Origin of the sequence: Nocardia sp. NPDC003269 (assembly GCF_042888005.1) — a bacterium.
Classification (GTDB): Bacteria; Actinomycetota; Actinomycetes; order Mycobacteriales; family Mycobacteriaceae; genus Nocardia.
On record NZ_JBIAPA010000003.1, the window covers coordinates 1,247,746 to 1,264,765 of the forward strand.

At 69.7% G+C, this 17,020-nt stretch carries 17 protein-coding genes; 10 read left to right on the plus strand and 7 right to left on the minus strand.

Annotated features, from left to right (window positions below):
- Positions 1–37 precede the first annotated feature (37 nt).
- The 4 genes from ACFYWJ_RS25745 to ACFYWJ_RS25760 all read right to left on the minus strand — a co-directional run bounded on the left by ACFYWJ_RS25745 (position 38) and on the right by ACFYWJ_RS25760 (position 4,631).
- The gene (locus ACFYWJ_RS25745) at positions 38–2,038 is read right to left on the minus strand and encodes a glycosyltransferase family 39 protein (RefSeq protein WP_355283951.1); all 2,001 of its coding nucleotides are present in this window, start codon (positions 2,036–2,038) and stop codon (positions 38–40) included.
- A gap of 23 nt (positions 2,039–2,061) precedes the next feature.
- On the minus strand, positions 2,062–2,652 hold the full coding sequence (locus tag ACFYWJ_RS25750; protein WP_387161682.1) for a hypothetical protein: 591 nt from the start codon (positions 2,650–2,652) through the stop codon (positions 2,062–2,064).
- 173 nt (positions 2,653–2,825) lie between these two features.
- The gene (locus ACFYWJ_RS25755; RefSeq protein ID WP_355284921.1) at positions 2,826–3,185 is read right to left on the minus strand and encodes a helix-turn-helix domain-containing protein; all 360 of its coding nucleotides are present in this window, start codon (positions 3,183–3,185) and stop codon (positions 2,826–2,828) included.
- A gap of 3 nt (positions 3,186–3,188) precedes the next feature.
- Positions 3,189–4,631, minus strand: coding sequence for a DHA2 family efflux MFS transporter permease subunit (locus ACFYWJ_RS25760; protein WP_355284918.1), 1,443 nt, complete (start codon positions 4,629–4,631; stop codon positions 3,189–3,191).
- Between the two features lie 137 nt (positions 4,632–4,768).
- Between ACFYWJ_RS25760 and ACFYWJ_RS25765 the strand changes: the two genes are divergently transcribed.
- Together ACFYWJ_RS25765 and ACFYWJ_RS25770 are read left to right on the plus strand one after the other, a co-directional pair.
- Positions 4,769–5,425 (plus strand): TetR/AcrR family transcriptional regulator, encoded by a 657-nt coding sequence (locus tag ACFYWJ_RS25765; RefSeq protein WP_355284915.1) that lies wholly within the window; start codon positions 4,769–4,771, stop codon positions 5,423–5,425.
- Between the two features lie 141 nt (positions 5,426–5,566).
- Entirely contained in the window at positions 5,567–6,049 is a 483-nt protein-coding gene (locus ACFYWJ_RS25770) for a nuclear transport factor 2 family protein (protein ID WP_355284912.1), read from the plus strand.
- Between the two features lie 97 nt (positions 6,050–6,146).
- Here the strand turns inward: ACFYWJ_RS25770 and ACFYWJ_RS25775 are convergent, their stop codons facing one another.
- The gene (locus ACFYWJ_RS25775) at positions 6,147–7,004 is read right to left on the minus strand and encodes an SDR family NAD(P)-dependent oxidoreductase (RefSeq protein WP_355284909.1); all 858 of its coding nucleotides are present in this window, start codon (positions 7,002–7,004) and stop codon (positions 6,147–6,149) included.
- Positions 7,005–7,439: 435 nt separating this feature from the next.
- Between ACFYWJ_RS25775 and ACFYWJ_RS25780 the strand changes: the two genes are divergently transcribed.
- Positions 7,440–7,871, plus strand: a complete 432-nt coding sequence (locus ACFYWJ_RS25780; protein WP_355284924.1) for an MspA family porin — start codon at positions 7,440–7,442, stop codon at positions 7,869–7,871.
- A gap of 183 nt (positions 7,872–8,054) precedes the next feature.
- Positions 8,055–8,819: an SDR family oxidoreductase gene (locus ACFYWJ_RS25785; RefSeq protein WP_355284906.1), complete on the plus strand. Its 765-nt coding sequence runs from the start codon at positions 8,055–8,057 to the stop codon at positions 8,817–8,819.
- Between the two features lie 100 nt (positions 8,820–8,919).
- Here ACFYWJ_RS25785 and ACFYWJ_RS25790 read toward each other — a convergent pair whose 3' ends face one another.
- Positions 8,920–9,246 carry a hypothetical protein gene (locus ACFYWJ_RS25790; protein ID WP_355284904.1) on the minus strand — a complete coding sequence of 109 codons (327 nt, stop codon included), beginning with the start codon at positions 9,244–9,246 and terminating at the stop codon, positions 8,920–8,922.
- 386 nt (positions 9,247–9,632) lie between these two features.
- On the opposite strand from ACFYWJ_RS25790, the gene ACFYWJ_RS25795 reads away from it, so the two are divergent.
- Positions 9,633–10,850: a helix-turn-helix transcriptional regulator gene (locus ACFYWJ_RS25795; RefSeq protein ID WP_355284901.1), complete on the plus strand. Its 1,218-nt coding sequence runs from the start codon at positions 9,633–9,635 to the stop codon at positions 10,848–10,850.
- A 466-nt stretch (positions 10,851–11,316) separates the two neighbouring features.
- Positions 11,317–11,484, plus strand: a complete 168-nt coding sequence (locus ACFYWJ_RS25800; protein ID WP_355284898.1) for a hypothetical protein — start codon at positions 11,317–11,319, stop codon at positions 11,482–11,484.
- An 11-nt stretch (positions 11,485–11,495) separates the two neighbouring features.
- Here ACFYWJ_RS25800 and ACFYWJ_RS25805 read toward each other — a convergent pair whose 3' ends face one another.
- Positions 11,496–12,152 (minus strand): TetR/AcrR family transcriptional regulator, encoded by a 657-nt coding sequence (locus ACFYWJ_RS25805; protein WP_355284895.1) that lies wholly within the window; start codon positions 12,150–12,152, stop codon positions 11,496–11,498.
- Between the two features lie 99 nt (positions 12,153–12,251).
- On the opposite strand from ACFYWJ_RS25805, the gene ACFYWJ_RS25810 reads away from it, so the two are divergent.
- Genes ACFYWJ_RS25810 through ACFYWJ_RS25825 form a run of 4 tightly spaced genes read left to right on the plus strand, consistent with a single transcriptional unit; the run spans position 12,252 to position 16,900 of the window.
- Positions 12,252–13,646: an FAD-dependent oxidoreductase gene (locus ACFYWJ_RS25810; RefSeq protein WP_355284892.1), complete on the plus strand. Its 1,395-nt coding sequence runs from the start codon at positions 12,252–12,254 to the stop codon at positions 13,644–13,646.
- Complete coding sequence (locus ACFYWJ_RS25815; protein ID WP_355284889.1) at positions 13,643–14,560, plus strand: alpha/beta fold hydrolase; 918 nt, start codon at positions 13,643–13,645, stop codon at positions 14,558–14,560. Before ACFYWJ_RS25810 ends, ACFYWJ_RS25815 begins: the two co-directional genes overlap by 4 nt.
- On the plus strand, positions 14,557–15,651 hold the full coding sequence (locus tag ACFYWJ_RS25820; protein ID WP_355284886.1) for a saccharopine dehydrogenase NADP-binding domain-containing protein: 1,095 nt from the start codon (positions 14,557–14,559) through the stop codon (positions 15,649–15,651). Before ACFYWJ_RS25815 ends, ACFYWJ_RS25820 begins: the two co-directional genes overlap by 4 nt.
- A gap of 25 nt (positions 15,652–15,676) precedes the next feature.
- A complete protein-coding gene (locus ACFYWJ_RS25825; protein ID WP_355284883.1) occupies positions 15,677–16,900 on the plus strand; it encodes a helix-turn-helix domain-containing protein in 1,224 nt (407 codons plus the stop codon).
- Positions 16,901–17,020 lie beyond the last annotated feature (120 nt).

The window sequence follows — 17,020 nt, forward strand, 5'->3', positions numbered from 1 at the left end:
CCCGCCGGACAGGTTCCCGGCGGGCGCTGCGTTCGTGTCAGGTCTTCGGTTGGGTGAGGTCGTAGAGCGTGACGCCGTCGATCTCGATGGCGTCGTAGTGTTCCGTCACCCAGGCGGTGATCCTGGATCCTGCGCTGGTGTTCGACGAGCCCGGTCCACCGCCGGATCCGCCGGCGATGAAGTAGTGGATGTCACCGTCGGCGACGTAGCGCTGGAACTGCTCCAGGGTCGGCGACGGGTCGCCGCCGCTGAACCCGCCGATGGCCATGACCTCGCCATCGCTGGCGAGCTGATACCCACCCTGCGACATCGAGCCGACTGTCGCCGCGACCCATCGGTAGGAATCGTGATCGGCGTCGAGCAAGGCCACCACCTCGTCGCTGACGTCACCGCCGCCGAATCCGGGGATCGTCGTGGCGCCGGATCCGGGGGTTCGATCGGCGCCGGGCATGCCACCGTCCGTGCTCGGATCGTCGCCGACAGCGCCCGGGAATCCGCCGGGTCCGCCCGCGCTCCGCTCGGTCTGCGGGCCCGCGGTCGGGATCGACCCGGTGTGCGCGGTGCCGATCGTGTCGACGGTGTAGGCCACAGGTCCGGCGACGCCGACGAACAGCGCGGCCAGCACCGTCACCACGGCGAGGTTCGTGCGCTTCCCGGCCAGCAGCCCGCCCACCGCGAGCACTGCGGCAGCGGCGACTACCCACTTCAGCCACGGCACGAAATCCGGTGTGCGAGTGAGCAGAATCCACGCCGTGATCGCGGTCGCCGCGACAGTGGCGGCCAGGGTCAGCCGGATCCACCAGCGGTCCCGCCGCGGCCACAGCAGGCCGAGCCCCGCGGCGACGGTCCCGGCCAGGGCCGGTGCCAGGGCGACGGTGTAGTACTCGTGGAAGATGCCGCTCATCAGGCTGAACACCACACCGGTGACCACGCCCCACACACCGAACAGCACGAGCACGGCCCGGCGCGGATCGCTGCGGCGCGCACGCCCGCACACCACGATGCCGGCGACCAGCAGGATCAGTGCCGCGGGGATCAGCCAGGCGATCTGTCCGCCGACCGCGGCATTGAACATCCGCCCGATCCCGCTCTGCGAGAACGGACTTCCACCTCCGGAGCCGCCGGGCACGTCACCGGAGATGTCGGGCAGGTTCCCGCCACCGAATCCGCCGCCGGCGCCTTCACCGCCGCTGAGCCGGTCCAGCCCGTTGTAGCCGAGGGTGAGTTCGATGATCGAATTGTTCTCCGAGCCACCGAAATACGGTCGCTGATCGGCGGGCCAGAACTGGGCGATCAGAATCCACCAGCCCGCACCGGCGACCATCGCCGCCCCGGCCGCGAACAACTGCGCGATCCGCTTGCCCAGCGCGGGTGGCCCGAACAGCAGGTAGGTCAGGGCGAGCGCGGGCAGGACCAGCAGGACCTGCAACTGCTTGGCCAGGAACCCCAGCCCGACGAACAAGCCGCACCACACCAGCCAGCGCCACCGGCCGTCACTCAGCGCCCGGCTCATCGCCCACACCGCGGCCAGCATCAACAGCACCAGCAGCGCGTCGGGATTGTCGAACCGGAACATCAACGCCGCGACGGGGGTCACCGCCAGCAGCAGACCCGCCAGCAGTCCGGCATTCGCTCCGTAGTGCCGCCGCACGATCGCCCACAGCAGGGCCACCGACGCGACACCGAGCAGCACCTGCGGCACCAGCATGCTCCAGCTGTTCATCCCGAACAGCCGCACCGACAGTTCCATCGGCCACAACGAGGCCGGGGTCTTGTCGACGGTGATGGCGTTGGACGCGTCGAGCGACCCGAAGAAGAACGCCTTCCACGACGTCGCCCCCGCTTCGACGGCAGCCGCGTAGTAGGTGTTGGCCCACCCGTTGGCCGACAGGTTCCACAGGTAGGCCCCCGCGGTCTCCACCAGCAGCAGGACCAGGCCGATCCACTGCACACGTCCGTCACGGCGAGCCGTGCCCGGCTCGCCGAGTTCGGCGCGGGTATCGAGGTGCCCGGAAGGCACGATGGCGGTAGCTGACATAGCCACCACCTTGTCCCCGCCCGCTACAGCCCAGCTGGGTACCGGCTGGGAGCCCACTGTGAACCGCGACGCCGACAACACCATCGCTCCGCGCGCGGTCGGCTCGCCAACCAGCACATCCCGTCAGACACGGACGGGTTGTGCTGACCGGGGTCATGCTCGTGCAGCAGGAAGGAGAGCAAGAGCCTGAATTCGAGAGGCGGTGAAATCGTTTCCACAGCAAGGGCATCCGCTGACCAGTCGATGCGCTGCCAGTGTCGGCCGAACAACGGGACACCCAGGTCCGGGTAGATTCCCTGGAACCGTGCCGCGCACATGAGGCAGCTCAGCGCATGGACCTCGGCCAACACGACGTCTTTCACCAGCCGAAGGGCACGTTCCCCCGCCCCGCCATCGTCCGGCATCGGCACATTCTCAGGCCACACCGCGATGTAGGCGCCGGGCAACCATCGGCGAACGCGAAGCAGCGCGGGACGAAATCGGGTCTCCAGCTGCGAGGTAACTGCCACGATCGGATTCAGGGTGTTCGGCACCGGGTCGCCGGTGCCGAACACCTCGAGTTCGCCCCATTCGAAGGCGAACCGTCTGCTCTCTCGCGTGCCCGGGTTGTCCACGGCGAGCCATTATTCTCGCGCGAGGCCACCTGCTGCCGACGGATTCCGAGGAGGGGTTCGCCACGCCGGGCGCAGGGGAGATCCCCAGGTGGGGCCGGCGCGCCTGATGACGACTACCGAGCACGCGTCGATCTGGGTGAGGAGGTCGGTGGGCGTGGTCCCGGTGGTCGGCATCAGGGCCGGCCGACCAGGTCGTGGCGGCGCAGGATCGCGTGCACCGTGGAGACGGCGGGGACGTGGTCGGTGGTGGCGCGGAGCAGCTCGGCGCGGATCCGGCGGGCGCCCCAGCCGGGGCGGGTCAGCCGGATCCGCACCACGGCCGCCTCGAGGTCCGCGGGTGAGCGGCCGGGCACGGTTTTCGGGCGACGGGAGCGCGGGGCGAGCCCGTCCTCACCGTGTGCCCGGTAGCGCGCGAGATAGCTGTAGTACGTCTTGCGGGAGATCTCGTAGCGGCGGCACACCTCGGTCACCGTCAGCCGGTCCCGTTCGGGGGCCTGCAGGATCTCGAGCCACTGTCCGGTGGGAATGCTCATCGATCACACCGCATCGGCCCGGTCGGCCACCGGCGTGGCCGGCGGGACGGCGTCCTCGGTGGGCGCGGCCGTTGGCTTGCCGGGGATGAACGAGGCCGCGGCGATCATGATCACCGCACCGCCCGCGATCCAGAGGTAGGCGTGCTGGAAGCCCAGCTGCGCGCCGACCGTGGTCTCCATGACCAGGGCGACCGTCGCGATACCGATCGACGCGCCGAGCTGGTTGAGCATGTACAGCACCGAACTGCCCTGGGGCACCAGCTCCGGCGGCAGCGTGCGATACACCGATCCGATGACCGGCGCGCCCGCCGACCCGGTGCCGATGCCGAGGGCGACCGCCGCCAGCGCCGTCCACCACAGGTGGGTGTCCGCGTCGAAGCGGGTGAACACCAGCGAGCTCAGCAGCGCGATGGTCGCGCCGATCAGCGCGAGCCTGCGGGAGCCGAGTGTGTCGGACAGCCTGCCCGCCAACGGCATCGCGAACGCCGAACCGAGACCGAAGGGCGCGAGCAGCAGACCGGCTTCGAAGGCGTCGAAGCCGCGCACCTGCTGGTAGTACAGCGGGATCGCGAAGATGCTGGCGAAGCTGACCAGACCGAGCAGCGCGGCCGCGATCACACTGGCGGTGAAGCTGCGCCGCGCGAACAGCCGCAGGTCGATCAGCGGCGGAGTGAGCCTGGGGCGCAATGCGTGCACGGCGTAGCCGGCCAGCAGGACGACGGCGACCCCCAGCGGCAGCAGCACCGACCAGCTCGCGGCGGTCCCGTGCTCGCCGACCGCCGACAGCGCGAGCACACCGGCGGCGACACCGGGACCGATCAATGCCACACCGAGCACGTCGAGCTTGGTGGTGGACGGCTCGGGCGGGTCGGCGGGCAGGATCCGGCGCGACAGCACGAACGCGACGATCGCGATCGGCACATTGATCAGGAACATCCAGCGCCAGTCGAAGCTGCTCAGGATCAGGCCGCCGACGATCGGGCCGAGAATCGGACCGGTCGACCCGACGATGCCCATCACGCCCATCACCCGGCCCATCCGGCTCGGGCCCGCCGCCCGCGCCAGCAGGGTGAGCATGAGCGGGTCGAGGATGCCAGCGCCGATGCCCTGGATCACCCGGAACACGATCAGGCTGTCGATGGACCAGGCCAGGCCGGAACCGATCGAGCCGAGCAGGAAGACCACCAGCCCGGACAGCCACAGCGTGCGGCCGCCGAACCGGTCGACCGCCCACGCGCCGACCGGGATCGTGAGGGTCAGGGCCAGCAGGTATCCGGTGGACACCCAGCCCACAGTGGCGAGCGAGGTGTCGAATCGGGCGGACAACGTGTCGACCGCGACCGCGGCCATCGAACCGTCGAGGATGCCCATGATCCCGCCGAGCAGGATCACGGCGATCATCCGGCGCAGGGCCGGGTCGAGCCGGTCTTCCAGGGGTTGCGTCATCGATTTCTCCCGAACTGGAGCAGCATGAATTGAACTCGCTGGTTCACTCTAATGTTCACTCTGGAACATATCAACCGGAGTACATGGAACTGAACCGGTGAGGCAACTTTCCGATGCGGATGGGATAGACTGCGGTCGTGACTTCAGCGACGACACCGGCCGGTCAGACCACTTCGCGCGGGCGGATCGACAAGCGCCAGGCGATCCTGGACGCGGCGTTCGTGGTGTTCGCCCGGCGGGGGTACGCGCAGGCGGGCGTGCAGGAGATCGCCGAGGTGGCCGGGGTCGCCAAGCCGACCATCTACAACCACCTCAACGACAAGGAAACGCTGTTCCGGCACGCGCTGGCCGCCGTGAGCGACGCCGTCCTGGCCGAGAACCTGGCAGTGGTCGAACGGTTGCGCACCCCGGGCGAGGACCTGCGCGCCACCCTGGAAGATGTGGCCTACCGGCTGATCCGGTCGTGTTGTTCGGAGCAGTCCCGATCCCTGCGCTGGCTCACCTACGGCCAGGTCGCCCAGTTCCCCGATCTGATCGATGTCGTGGTGAGCCGCACGTCCGACCAGCTCGGCGACGCGCTCGCCGATCGGCTGGCACGGCTGGCACTGGCGGGCCGGCTGCGCGCGAGCGATCCGGCGACCGCCGCCGAGCAGTTCCTCGTCCTGATCACCGGTCCCATGGAGGGCCGGACCCGGCTGGGCACCCGCAAGGTCGCCACCGCCGAGATGCACGCCGTCGCCACGGCGGCCGTCGACACCTTCCTGCGCGCCTACGGCACCACGGAGAACCCTTGAGCCACCGCCCTTTCCGCTTCGGCCTTGTCACCGTCTCCCCCGCCGACGCGACAGCCTGCAATCGACTACGTGCCGGGCTGGGAACACCGGCCTGAATTACGCGCCGTGCGATGTGCGCTCGCCGGCAGAGAAAGGACCGACGTGACCGCTGTACACGACGATCTGCTCGCCACAATCGAGGCGGAGCGGGCGATCTTCCGAACGTTCAACAAATTCTTCCGGATCGCCGACACCCAGGAGAGCGAGCGGTTCAGCGAGTGCTTCACCCCGAACGCGCTGATCGAGTACCGGATCATGCCTGGCCCGCCGGTGCTGTTCCACGGCCGCGACGAGTTCACCGCGCACATGAGCCGCGTGCCGAAGTCGCAGCGGTCCCTGGTGGCCCATGTGGTCGGGCAGGCCGGTATCGAATGGGACGGTGGCAAACCCCTGCTCACGGCCTATGTCACGGTCTGGCACTGGTTCTCGAGCACCCCGGCCACCGATGTCGGCAGGCCGGCCGACTGGTCCGTCATCGGGCTGGTCCGGGACGAGTTCGAGCAGCACGAGGGCGAATGGCTGATCTCGCATCGCGACGTGCGCCATGTCGCGGGGCGGGTCGCCGCGGGACACGGACCGGTCTGAAGAAGGCCGGTCAGCACCGCGCGATCGGGCCGGGCTCGCAGTCGAGTTCGGCCGATCATCGTATTCGACCGGTCGAGGTTCGCGCGCAGTTCCCGGCTCAGGACTCGCCGGCACCCACGGGCGATGGCACACCGAAGTCCGCGAGCAGGCGTGTCGTCTCGCCGAACAGCCGGGCCGCCGCGACCGAGTCGAAGGCGGGCCCCCGCACATCGAGCGGCCTGCCCAGCACGATCGCGGTCAACGGCTCGGCAGGCGGATTGTTCAGCACGTCGAGGATGGGACCGACCGCCTGTGCCACCGACTGCGCGCCCACCCGCATCGCCTGGACCCGCGCTGCCATCTCCGGGTCGTAGTCGCCGGACAGTCCGGTATCGACCACACCCGGGTGCAGGAGCACGTATCGCACCGGGGCAGGGGCACGGCGCGCGAACTCGATCCCCAGCAGGTCGTTGAGCTGACCGCCCTGCGACAGCGCGCGCAGGCCGTGATAGCCCTGCGCGAAACCCAGGTCACCCCAGCGGATCTGGCCGGTGCCGCTGCCGGGGCCCGCCACATTGAGGATCAGCGGCCGTGGTGCGGCCGCGAGCAGGTCGAGCATCTCGTAGCCGAGCACGAAGCGGCTCAGATAGAACAGGGCGAGGGTGTACTCGAATCCTTCCGCGGTCACCAGCCGTTCGGACCGGTAGTGCCGCGCGCACAGCACCAGGGCGTCGAGCCGGGTGATGCGCGCCCGAACCGCCGCGATCGCCGCACGCGTGGCCGCGATCGAACTGAGGTCGGCGGCGACGAAATGCGCACGGTCTCCGCCACCGAGCGCCTCGGCCGCGGCCAGGAACTCGGCGCCGCGCACCGGGTTCCGCCCGATGACCACGACGGTGTCGCCTTTGGCCAGGCGGTCGAGAGCGGCCGCCCGCCCGAGGCCGTCGGTCCCGCCGGCGACAACAATGTGCTTCATACATTGATGCTAACGGGAAGGTTCATCGACATCATCCCGACCGTCCAGTGAATTGGAACAGTGAGTTCAGTTCGAGGACCTGATCGCCTTCACGGCGATCGGTGCTCTGTCCACACTCGACGCCCCTCGCTTCACTCCCAGAGTTCTCCCAGTGAGCGTCCAGGGTTTCTGGAGGTTCAGCGGAAACGATGGCCGTCGGCCGTCCGGCTGATCGAGACAGAGCGGGAGAAACATGTACAGGAAGCGCGTGGCGGTCGGTGCCGCGCTCAGCGTCGGTCATCTGCTCGTGTTGGTTCCGGCGACGGCTACGGCATCCGCGCACGAGAAGACCTATGACGCGCCGGGTGGGCTCGAATACACCGTGGGGCACGGTGATATCGCCGCTCGGCCGGTCGGGGCGCTCAACGGGATGCCCACCAATCGGGAGGCCTCGATATCACCGGGTACGGGCGGGTCACCGGGCCGGGGACGGGCACGGTCGAGGCGGGGTATCTCGTGGCGTGTGCGGCCGATATCGATGTCGAGGTGAAGCTGGAGGGACGACTCGGCTTCGACGCGGGCGCCGACGCCACGCTCGACGTCGGCCTGACCTCCCTGGACCCGGGCATCGAGCTCGGCGTCGGGCCGAATGTCTCCGGTGGGCTCGGCGTCGAGCTGTCGGTCGCACCGGGCAAGATCGTCAAGATCCCGGTCGGCGAGCAGGCCCTGCGTCCGGACGCGACCGGCTACGTCCACGGCCGCGACTTCCACCTGGTTGTCACCAATTGCGCTGGGCCACTGACTGTCCGGCCCTACACCAGTATCACCACCCGCTCTCTCGATGTGACCGGCACCGGCGCGGTCTTCGCCGATCCGATCACCCTCTGACCCGCACATCCGCACACCTCCGGTTCCGGGTGATCGCAACCGTTCACGGAACGCAGGCAACCACCTAGATTTCGGTCTCATGACCAGCGCGCTCCTCGATCGATGCGGTCCGGCACGGCCGGCGATCACTGTCAGCCGCTCCGACGCGGGTGGTTTCCCCTCGCGTCCGCAGAATGGCATCGGGTGACCGCCCCCGCCGGCGTCCACCGCGTCGCGATCGTGACCGGCGCCGCATCCGGAATAGGCCGCGCCACAGTCGAACTCTTCGCCGAACGTGGACATGGCGTGGTGGCGGTGGATGTCACCGAGCGCGGGCTCGCCGATCTCGGCGACGGCATCGTGACGCTCGCCGGTGACGTCGCCACGGCGGCGGTCAATCAGGCCGCGGTCGACACCGCGCTCAGCCGGTTCGGACGGCTCGACACGATCGTGCTCAATGCCGGGATCGGGGGTACGCCACCGCTGGAATCCCCGGACGCGGTGGGCAGGGCCGATCGCATACTCGACGTGAATCTGCTCGGCCCGGTTCACGGCCTCCGGGCCGCACTACCTGCCCTGCGCGACTCCCGCGGTTCGGCGGTGTTCACCGCCTCGGTCGCCGGTCTGCGCGGCGATACCGGAAACTGGGCGTACAACGCATCCAAGGGCGCGGTGATCAACCTCGTCCGCGCGCTGGCGCTCGACTATGCCGCACAAGGGATCCGGATCAACGCGATCGCACCGGGCCTCACCCGCACCGGCATCACCGTCGGCGTACACCAGGACCCCGCCCTGCTGACCGCCCTGGAGCGTCGCATTCCTCTAGGCCGTCTCGCCGAACCCCGCGAACAGGCCGAGGCGATCTGGTTCCTCGCCTCCCCCGCCGCGAGCTACATCACCGGCACCACCCTGGTGGTCGACGGCGGGCTCGACGCCGACCTCGGCATCCTCCCGCTGCCGGGCCGGTGACTCTGATCGGCGGCGGATCTCCCGAATTTGTCGCTGGGGACGCATATTTCGCTGTGTCGGGATTCGAGCAAACAACCAGCCGGGCCACATGCGCGTGATCTCAGTGTGGGTGGTCGAGCGCGGTTCGCAGATCGGCGATCTCTACCTGAGGTCTCCGCGCAGTGCGCGCGATGCGCTCAGCGTGTTCGAGGGCCGCACGCACCGCGGGCGAATACAGCGGATCGACATCGATCACGACCGGCCCGGCCACCGCGGCGAGCGCGGCGGCCACATCAGCAGCGAGATCGTCGTCGGCTATCACCCGGCACGGCTCCGGGTGCTCGCGGCCGTGCTCGTCGATCACCGACCATGAACCATCCTCGCGCTGCAGCCATCCCGCTGCCGCGCCGCGAGTGACGGCCCGCTGCGCCGTGATGGCGATGCGCATCGCCTCGACGACGCCGGCCGACTTCGCCAGCTCACGCGGGTCCGTGTTCGTCACCGGAACCTCGTCTGGTGTCATACCGCCGCCGCCTCGACAGTGCGCCGCACCCCTGATTCCGCAGCGGCGGACCATAAGTCTGCGGTGTGCTGCCCACCGACCAGGAGCGGGCGAAAACCGAGTCCGCGATCCATCGCGACTCGGTTTTCGCGTGCATATCGCACAGAAATCATCGGGTTCCTTCGCGGCGGCAGGGACCACCTGCAGGTGGTCCGGCGTGTGTAGTCCACTGACGCTAAGGTCGGCCGCGGGGCGGAAAGGGTACGAAATGTACCCCTGGTCCCCGTACTCTGACATGCACTGATCTCCACCCGCCGCGAAGGGGTAGAGGAATGGAAGACGCTCCGCCCGTCGGGCTGCGAATCAAGAGATTGCGAGAGCGCCGCGGCATGTCCCGTCCCGTGCTGGGCGGCTTGGTCGACCGCTCCACCGAGTGGGTCAAGGCCGTTGAGACATGCAAGCTCCAGACGCCGAAGCTGCCGATGCTGTTGAAGATCGCCGACGCGCTCGGCCTGACGGATCTCGCCGAGCTCACAGGCAATGGGCACGCCGTGTCGGTGCAACTCTATGCAGGGACCGAGCATCCTGCGCTGCGCCAGGTACAGACCGCCCTCACCGAATTCCGACTACCGGCGCCCGATGGCGCGCAGTCGGTCGAGCATCTCGCCGAGCGACTGCGCCTCGCGTGGGCGGTACGGCACTCCACTCCGGACCATCGGACCGCGCTCGGCGAGCTGTTACCCGATTTGATCCGCGATGCCCAACTGGCCGCACGCACGCCGCGCACGGACCGCCGTCCAGCTCGCGCCGTACTCGCCGGCGTCTACCAGTTGGCGGACTTCTTCGTCGCCTACCAGCGCGATGCCGCGCTGGTATGGCTGGTCGCCGACCGCGCACTCGAGCAGGCATACGAGGCCGACGACCCCTACGTGATCGCCTGCTCGACGTGGGGGATGGTGCAGGCGCTCCGCGACTCCGGTCGCTGGGACGAAGCGCTCAGCCTGATCGACTCGGGCACGGCGCTCCTCGCTCCCTTCGTCGAGCGTGACGAGACGCCGGACGACTGGCGGGGAATCACCGGCGCGCTACAAGCCGAGGCCGCCCTCGTGCAGGGACGCCGCGGTCGGCATGGCGAAGCATGGGCGGCCTGGGATCGGGCTGATCGCTGGGCGAAGGCGCTGGGCCCGGACTACCGACACGTTCAGACGTCGTTCTCGCAGGCCGTCCAGGGAGCGAACGCGGTCACCCTCGGGGTGGAGCTGCGTCGGTCCGGCGAAGCGCTGCGCGCAGCGAGATCCTTCCATGCCGAGGCGATCGCATCGGTGCCGCGCCGCAGCCGCCATCTGATCGAGTTGGCTCGCGTCTACGAGCAGCGAGAGGAATGGGCCGCCGTGCTCGCCCTGCTCGACAAGTCGCAGCGCACTGCGCCCGAGACGATCAGCTACAACGGGTATGCCCGCGACATGCTGCTGTCTCTGCGGAAATCCCCGCCGACTGGATTGGCGCGCGATGTTCGCGAGGTGTGCGAACGCGTCGGCGTGGCGGCCTGACATCGCTACCTCATAAGCGCAGCGAGTACGCGACAGCGGCGGCACCTTGTGATCCCATCGAGTCAAAACGTCCGTCGGGCGGCAAAACCGTGATTGCGTAGCCTCATCCGAGCATGCTCCGACCGGCCGTCGGCGCGACAGCTCGAATCCGACCGATGTGGAGGAGCGCACGCATGACAGCAGAAGACTGGCGGCACAACGGGGTTCGGGTGATCAAGGCGGATCGGCTCGATCCGAACACGGCGCAGACACCGGGGATGGATCGGGCCGCGGCGATCGATGCGGCGCGGGTGGGGGCGCGGCAGATCTGGGCGGGGACCGTCACGATACATCCGGATGCCAAGACCGGGGCGCATCATCACGGTGCGCTGGAGAGTGTCATCTATGTGGTGCGGGGGCGGGCGCGGATGCGCTGGGGTGAGCAGTTGGAGTTCGTCGCCGAGGCCGGGCCGGGGATTTCATCTTCGTGCCGCCGTATGTCCCGCACCAGGAGATCAACGCGAGCAGCGATGAACCCCTGGAGTGCGTGCTGGTGCGCAGCGACAGCGAGGCGGTGGTCGCCAATCTGGATATCGAGCCGATCGAGAAGCCGGAAACCGTGCACTGGATCGACCCGATCCACCGCCACCCGTAGGCGGTCGACCCTCAGGCGACCGTGTCGGTGACCCGGAACGGTGCGAGCACCGTGGTGACCAGGTTCAGCGCGACGCGCACCGCGTGATCGGCATCGCCGTCGGCCAGCCCGAGCAGCGGGTCCAATCCCTGGACGTGCGGCGCCAGCGCCAGATGCGGGAGCATCAGCAGGAGCAGGGCCAGCAGGGCGTCGAGGTCGGCGTCGCGACGGATCACGCCGGTGACGACCGCGCGTTCGAGCAGGGGGCGCAGCACCGCGAGGTAATGCTTGTTGACAGCCTCCCGGACCGCCGTGCGGGCGACCGGATCGGGCTCGAGATTGGCCGCGGCGGTCATCGCGCGTTCGAGCGGGTGGTCGTAGAAGTACCGCACCCAGGTCGTCACCAGACTCTCGAACGCGCCGACGAAGTCGGTGTCCCACGGCAGTTCCGCCGCAGCCGCGTCGATGGTCGCGTGGATTCGTTCGCTGGACTGTTCGGCCAGGTAGACATACATATCCGCCTTGTCGGCGAAGTATTGGAACAGGCTGCCCTTGGCGACGCCCGCCTCCCGGCAGATCGTGTTGAGACTGCCGCCGCTGAACCCCCGCGCGGCGAACTCGGCCTCGGCGGCGGCCACCACGGCGGCGCGGCGGGCGGGCGCGAGCCGGTCCCATGTCCCTGTCGGCATCACTGCTCTCCTCTGCCCGCGGGCCCTTGACGGTGTGACCTCTTCGATCGTACAGTGACCAATGGTCATATGACCACTGGTCACAAAGGAGTGTGCATCATGTTCGACCCCTCCAAGGGCGCCCGAGTGTGCGTGATCGGCGCGGGCTCGGCCGGCATCGCCGCGGTGAAGGTGCTGGCCGAACGCGGCCTGGACGTGGATTGTTACGAGCTGTCCGACCGGGTCGGCGGCAACTGGGTGTGGGGCAACAGCAACGGGGTCTCGGCCGCGTACAAGTCGCTGCACATCAACACCTCGCGGCAGCGGATGGAATTCAGCGACTTCCCCATGCCCGCGCACCTGCCCGACTTCGCGCGCCACGATCAGATCGCGCAGTACTTCGCCGACTACGTCACGCACTTCCGGTTCGGCGACCGCATCCGGTTCCGCACCGGCGTCACCCATGTCGCCCCGCGCAACGACGGCACCTTCGACGTGACCCTGTCCACCGGCGAGACCGTCTGCTACGACGCGGTTCTCGTCGCCAACGGCCACCACTGGGATCCACGCCTGCCCGAGCCGATGTTCCCCGGCGCGAGCGAATTCCGCGGGGAGATCATGCACTCCCACGCCTATACCGACGAAGCCCAGCTGACCGGCAAGCGCGTCGTCGTGCTCGGCATGGGCAATTCGGCGATGGACATCGCCGTCGACGCCTCGTATCACGCCGCGCAGACCTATCTTTCGGCCCGCAGCGGCGTCCACGTCATCCCGAAGTACGTGTGGGGTCGCCCCTACGACCGGATCGGCGGGGCCGAGTGGATCCCCTCCTTCCTGCGCTGGCCGCTGGCCCGGCGGCTGATGGCTGCGGCGACCGGCCCGATGTCCCGCTACGGCCTGCCGGAGCCGGACCACAAGTTCGCCCAGGCGCATCCCACCATGTCCAGCCGCATCCTGGACCGGCTCGCGCACGGCGCGATCACCCCGGTGCCCACCATCGACCGGTTCGACGGCGACGAGGTCGTCTTCGCCGACGGCCGCCGCGTCGCCGCGGACCTGGTGGTGTTCTGCACCGGCTACAAGATCAGCTTCCCGTTCTTCGACGCCGGATTCCTCGATCCCTCCGGCGACAACCGAATCGGCCTGTACCGCAGGCTCTTCCATCCGGACGTCCCCGGCCTGTACTTCATCGGCCTGGTGCAGCCGCTGGGTGCGATCATGCCGATCGCCGAACGCCAGGCGCACCTGGTGGCCGACCACCTGCACGGTGTCTACCACCTGCCCGACCGCCGGGCGATGGACCGCGAGATCACCGCGCATCGGCGGGGGCTGGAGCGTCGCTACGTGGCGTCGAGGCGGCACACCATCCAGGTCGACTTCGACGACTACATGCGCGATCTGCGCCTGGAGCGGCAGCGCGGAGCCACTCGCCCCGCCGGATTGTCGGGCGCCGACTACCCGACCGCGTCCGTGCCCGCACGCCGCGAGCGCGAGCTCGAGGTGGCGGCGCGATGAGCATCGAACAGCTGCGCTTCCCGTCCGTCGGCGGCGAGCACTGCGCCGCGACGCTGTACCTGCCCGAGGGCGAACGCCCGCCGGTGATCGTGATGGCGCACGGCCTCGGCGCGATCCGGGCCATGGGCCTGGCCGCCTACGCCGAACGGTTCACGGCCGCGGGCTACGCGTGCCTGGTGTTCGATTACCGCTACTTCGGTGACAGCGAGGGCACACCACGGCACCTGCTCTCGACCACCGAACAGCGGGCCGATTGGGCCGCCGCCCTCACGTTCGCGCGGCAGCTCCCCCAGGTGGACGGCGACCGCGTCGTGGCGTGGGGCACGTCCTTCGGCGGGGGTCATGTCATCTACACCGCCGCGCAGCGTCCCGCGGGCCTGGTGGCCGCGATCGCGCAGTGCCCGTTCACCGACGGCGTGGCCTCCACCCTGGCCGTCCATCCGGTCAGTTCGGTGAAGGCGACCGTCGCCTGGCTGCGCGATGTCGTCGGCACCCGCGCCGGCCGCGCGCCCCACATGATCGCCACCGCCGGACCCGTCCGCGGCACGGCGTTGATGACCGCCCCCGACGCCGAATCCGGCTATCTGGCGCTCGTTCCGCCCGGCGCGGACTTCCGCAACGAGGTCGCCGCGCGGGTCGTGCTGGACATCCTCACCGACCGGCCCGGACGCCTCACCGCCGACATCCGGGTCCCCGTCCTGTTCTCGGTGTGCGAGACGGACTCGGTCGCCCCGGCCGGACCGACACTGCGTTACGCCGCCCGCGCACCGTTCGGCGAGACCCGCGTCTATCCCGACGGGCACTTCGACATCTACCGCGGTGACGCCTTCGAACGCGTCGTCACCGATCAGCTCGACTTCCTGCGGCGGCAGGTGCCGACCGCCCGCCTCGACCAAGGAGAATCGATTCCATGACCGGACGCATCGTCCTGCTCGGCGCCACCGGCTACACCGGCGACCTGGTACTCGGCGCACTGCGGCGCCGCGGGGTGCGACCCGTGCTCGCGGGCCGCGACCGTGCCGCGCTGCACGGACTGGCCGAGCGGTCCGGCGGACTCGACCTCGCCGTCGCCGACGTCACCGATGCCGGGAGCGTCGCCGCGCTGGTCGGGCAGGGCGATGTCCTCGTCACCACGGTCGGCCCGTTCGAACGGTTCGGCCACACCGTGGCCCGTGCGGCCGCCGAGGCCGGGGCCCACTACATCGACTCCACCGGCGAGGTCGGCTTCGTGCGCGACCTGCACCGCGACCTCGACGACCTGGCCCGGCGGACCGGGTCGGTGATGCTCCCCGCCTTCGGCTACGACTACGTCCCCGGGATCCTCGCCGGCTCACTCGCCGCCGCGGGCCACCCGAGCCCGGTGCGTTCGCTCGACATCGGCTACTTCGCCACCGGACCGCTGTGGCGGGGCCTGAGCCAGGGCACCCGGACCACCATGCGCGACGGTCTGTCGCTGCCGACCGCCCGCTGGCGGGACGCGCGACTGGTCGAGGAACGCAGTGCCTCGTCCACCCGGGCCTTCACCGTCCGTGGGCAGCGCAAACGCGCCTTCCTGGTCTCGGGCACCGAGGTACTCCACCTGCCCGCGGCGTTCCCGTCGCTCGAGAACGTCACCGTCTACAACGGCTGGTTCCCCGCGCTGAGCCGCCCGGCGACGGTGCTGTCCGCGGCGACCGCGGCCGCCCTGCGCGTGCCCGGCGGACGCGCCCTGATCGACACGCTCACCCGACCGGTCATCGGCCCCGCCGGTGGACCCGACGCCGCCGAACGCGCCCGCACCAGAACGCATGTCGTCGCGGTCGCGTCGTCGGCAGCGGGCCCAGCGACCGAGGTCCACGTCGAAGGTCCGAGCATCTACGACCTCACCGGCGAGCTCATCGCCTGGGCCGCGACGCGCCTCGCCGAAGGCGCCTCGTCCGCCGCGGGCGTGGTCGGACCCGTCGACGCCTTCGGACTGCAGGAACTGCGTGAGGGCTGTGCCGAGACCGGTCTCGTCGTGGTCTGAGCCGGGTGCGGGCACACTGAGGGGGATGAGATCCGAGGTGACCACCCGCCGCACGCGACCGCGCAACCGTCGCACGATCATCCTCGACGCCGCGTTCGACGCCTTCGCGCACGACGGATATCACGACACCTCGATGGCGATGGTCGCCGCCAAGGTGGGTATCTCCCCCGGTGCCCTCTACCGGCATTTCGACAGCAAGCAGCAACTCCTCGGTCAGTGCCTGCTCGCCGGATTGGACGACGCGCTGGCCCGACTCGAGACCGCCTACCGACGGTCCCCCGATGACGACGCGGTGGTCGTCGAGCTGGTCCAGGTGGCGCTGGACCGCCGCGGTCTGCCCCGGCTGTGGCAGCTCGAATTCCGGCATCTGCATCCGACCGACCGGGTCGCGGTGCTCCTGCGCGCCGCCCGCCTGACGGAGTTCCTGCGCCGCACCGTGCGGACGCAACGACCGGAGCTGCGGCCCGCCGATGTGGAACTGCTGAGCTGGGCGGCCTTCTCGGTCGCGGCGAGCCCGGCCTACCACCGGCTCGAACTGCCCCCGGCGGTCGCGGCGCGGGTGCTCGTCGCGACCGCGCGCGCGGTCCTCGCGATCGATCTCCCAGCGGACGAAGCTCGCGCCGCGCATGTTCGCGCGCACTGGGCGGCCAGCGACCGCCCCGGGCTCGACCGCACGGTGCGCCGCGAACGCATTCTCGCCGCGGCCGCGCATCTGTTCACCGACCACGGTTTCCCCGGGGTGAGCATCGACGACATCGGCGCGGCTGTCGGAATCACCGGCCCGGCCGTCTACCACTACTTCGACAGCAAGGCGCAACTGCTCGACGAGATCGTGCGCAGGCACGACGAGTGGGTCCACCTGCTGGTGTCCCACGCGCTGGCGCACGGCCGGGATCCCGGCGAGGCGCTCCGGACCCTCACCCGCAACTTCGCCCGCTTCGGCGTCGACGAACCGGATCTGCTCGCCATCACGGTCAGCCAGACCCGCTATCTGCCGTCGGCCGCCGAACGCCGGTACCGGCAGGTCCGCCAGGACGGCATCGGGCGCTGGGCCCGTCTGCTGCGGACACTCCGTCCCGAGGTGGCCCCGCCCGTGGCGCGGATGCTCATCCGCGCGGTCACCACCGTGGTCATCGAAGCGGTCCGCAACCCACGACTGGCCGGTCGGCCGGATCTGGTCGAGGCGCTGGTCGCGGTGGCCCAGCGGATTCAGGCCGTCCCGCTCGAGCCCGCACGACCCGGAAAGTGATTCACGCCACTCACGGAGCGTTCATCGGTGGCCGCCGACCGCCGGTTACCAGCCGCTGAACCGCACCGCCCCCGCGCACCCCGTTTTAGCCCCCGTTCACTTAGCGTTGCCCGCCGCGCC

Excerpts from the sequence above, each read along its gene's own strand:
- ACFYWJ_RS25745 (WP_355283951.1), bottom strand. The coding sequence starts at position 2,038 with ATGTCAGCTACCGCCATCGTGCCTTCCGGGCACCTCGATACCCGCGCC.
- ACFYWJ_RS25755 (WP_355284921.1), bottom strand. The coding sequence starts at position 3,185 with ATGAGCATTCCCACCGGACAGTGGCTCGAGATCCTGCAGGCCCCCGAA.
- ACFYWJ_RS25760 (WP_355284918.1), bottom strand. The coding sequence starts at position 4,631 with ATGACGCAACCCCTGGAAGACCGGCTCGACCCGGCCCTGCGCCGGATG.
- ACFYWJ_RS25775 (WP_355284909.1), bottom strand. The coding sequence starts at position 7,004 with ATGAAGCACATTGTTGTCGCCGGCGGGACCGACGGCCTCGGGCGGGCG.
- ACFYWJ_RS25790 (WP_355284904.1), bottom strand. The coding sequence starts at position 9,246 with ATGCGCATCGCCATCACGGCGCAGCGGGCCGTCACTCGCGGCGCGGCA.
- ACFYWJ_RS25795 (WP_355284901.1), top strand. The coding sequence starts at position 9,633 with ATGGAAGACGCTCCGCCCGTCGGGCTGCGAATCAAGAGATTGCGAGAG.
- ACFYWJ_RS25805 (WP_355284895.1), bottom strand. The coding sequence starts at position 12,152 with ATGCCGACAGGGACATGGGACCGGCTCGCGCCCGCCCGCCGCGCCGCC.
- ACFYWJ_RS25810 (WP_355284892.1), top strand. The coding sequence starts at position 12,252 with ATGTTCGACCCCTCCAAGGGCGCCCGAGTGTGCGTGATCGGCGCGGGC.
- ACFYWJ_RS25815 (WP_355284889.1), top strand. The coding sequence starts at position 13,643 with ATGAGCATCGAACAGCTGCGCTTCCCGTCCGTCGGCGGCGAGCACTGC.
- ACFYWJ_RS25820 (WP_355284886.1), top strand. The coding sequence starts at position 14,557 with ATGACCGGACGCATCGTCCTGCTCGGCGCCACCGGCTACACCGGCGAC.
- ACFYWJ_RS25825 (WP_355284883.1), top strand. The coding sequence starts at position 15,677 with ATGAGATCCGAGGTGACCACCCGCCGCACGCGACCGCGCAACCGTCGC.